Origin of the sequence: Phytoactinopolyspora endophytica (assembly GCF_004138495.1) — a bacterium.
GTDB lineage: Bacteria > Actinomycetota > Actinomycetes > Jiangellales > Jiangellaceae > Phytoactinopolyspora > Phytoactinopolyspora endophytica.
In genome coordinates this window covers 70,998-73,133 of record NZ_ML142874.1, presented here as the reverse complement: position 1 = coordinate 73,133, position 2,136 = coordinate 70,998, and the positions used below count along the sequence as shown (strand labels likewise).

General features: G+C 64.5%; 2 protein-coding genes. Both read left to right on the top strand.

Going from position 1 to position 2,136, the window contains the following annotated elements; all coding sequences use genetic code 11:
* A partial coding sequence (locus tag ELR45_RS31815) for a choice-of-anchor G family protein (protein WP_165368278.1) occupies positions 1–1,748 on the top strand: 1,748 nt, incomplete at its 5' end.
* A 138-nt stretch (positions 1,749–1,886) separates the two neighbouring features.
* Positions 1,887–2,136: DUF5819 family protein (locus ELR45_RS39925; protein ID WP_205857671.1), on the top strand; the 250-nt coding region annotated here is incomplete at its 3' end.

The window sequence follows — 2,136 nt, the reverse complement described above, 5'->3', positions numbered from 1 at the left end:
TCGAGCTCGCCGGCGTGGAGGTGGAGAACAACGGCTCGTCTGAGCCGGTCACCGACGCCAACCCGCTGGATGTTGAGATTCTCAACGCGATTGAGCTGGAGCTCGAAGGTGGCCTTCAGCTGCCGCTGAGCGACATCATCGAGCTCGGCGCGGTCAACCAGTGGGCAACGGCCGAGGACGAGGGCACGTCGAGTGCCGCGACCGGGGCAGTGGCTGACAACGGTGGCATCGGTACCGGTGTCGACGCGGGCTTCCCCGGAAACGCCAACTTCGATCTCACCGATCTGCTCGGCGAGGAGCTTACGGACGCGATCGCCGATCTCGAACTCGAGCTCGGCGCCATCTCGTCCGAGGCGTTCCTCAACGGTCCGCAGTCTTCGGAAGAAGAGTTCGAACTGACGCGTGACTACGAGATCGCCGGCGGTTACCTCAAGGCCGAGGTCCCGGCGCTCGCGAACCTGGCCCCGGAGATCGTCGAGACAGTCGGGGGCGTTGACGAGCTGCTCAACGGCCTGCTGGGCGAGGAGAGCCTGCTCTCGTCGCTGATCGATACGATCAACGGGCTGGGTGACCTGCTCGGGATCATCGGCGTCGATCTTCAGATCGATGCCAACATCACCAGCGACATCGAAGGCTCCGTTGAGGAGATCCTCAGCAGCACCATCGGTGGATCGGGCGTGGAGCTCGATCTCTCTACCGGCACGTTGATCATCGACCTCAATGAGATCCTCGATGGTGGCCTCAACGGTCAGGCACCGAACACGGAGCTGTTGAGCGAGGAGGTGCTGGGTGGTCTGCTGGACAACCTGGGCAGCCTTCTGTCCGACCTGCTCAACGACGTTGTCGACACGGTGGAAACCGCGCTAGAGGCCGCGACACTCGACCTCGAGGTGTACACGGACACAGGCGCGCTTGGCACGCTGGACCTTTCCCTCAACGGGACACTCGCCGACATCGTCGCTGGTGAGACCGAGCTGGTGAACGACAGCGAAGGCACCACCGGTGCCCTGGGTGACGTGGTGGAGTTGCTGCTGGCCGAGCTGGTGCCCGCGGTTGGCGAGGTTCTCGACGAGGCGCTGCTGGCCGTAGATGACCTGGGCGGCACGCTTGACGGGCTGCTGGAGGACCTGGGGCTCGAAGAACTGCTGGGCGATGTCTTGGCGGTGCTGACCGACGTTCTGTCGATCAAGCTCAACTACCAGCCGGACCAGCCGATGGATGGTGAGCAGACGCAGGCACTGTCTAGTGCTGCTGCTGAGTCCGGTGGGCCGTACAGCGTGTCCGCGCTCTACATCGACGTCCTTCCGGGCGACAACAGCCTGGCGACGATCGACCTGGCGCGTTCGCAGGTCGGCCCCAATGTGGTGCAGGACCAGGATGCTGACGCCGATGCTGACGCGGATGCGGATGCGGATGCGGATGCGGATGCGGATGCCGATGCTGACGCGGATGCGGATGCGGATGCCGATGCTGACGCCGAGGCCGACGCGGATGCGGATGCCGATGCTGATGCTGACGCCGAGGCCGAGGCCGACGCGGATGCGGACGCGGATGCTGACGCCGAGGCCGACGCGGATGCGGATGCGGATGCGGACGCGGATGCGGATGCCGACGCTGACGGCAATGGCGACCTGCCTGACACCGGTTCGAACATCATGTGGATGCTGCTGGTGGTCGGTCTGCTGGCCGTGGGCGGCTACACGCTGTTCGTCACGGGCCGTAACCGTCGTATGACGGCTCAGGGCTGATCCGAGCAACTCTTCTCAGTTAGGGTCCCGGCCCACAGCGCGTCGTGCTCGACGTGTTGTGGGCCGGGACCGATCTTTTGTGTGCGGCGTATCCAACCGGTCTGCGCTCGAGCACGCATGTCGTCTAACCTGGCGGGCGTGTCCGACAACGACGAGCGGCAGCAGACGATCAACGTGCCGCCCATAGCCCGCGGGCTTGCATTCTTCCTGGTGGGCCTCCTGAGTATGCATTTCGCATTCACATTCCTGTGGAACGCGCCCTCCAACGCGATCAAAGACGCGGTCGGGGATGAGATGCGTGGCTACATGCGGCCGTACTTCCACCAGAACTGGAGTCTCTTCGCCCCGAACCCGGTGAACGCCGAGGACGAACTGCTGGTGCGCGCCC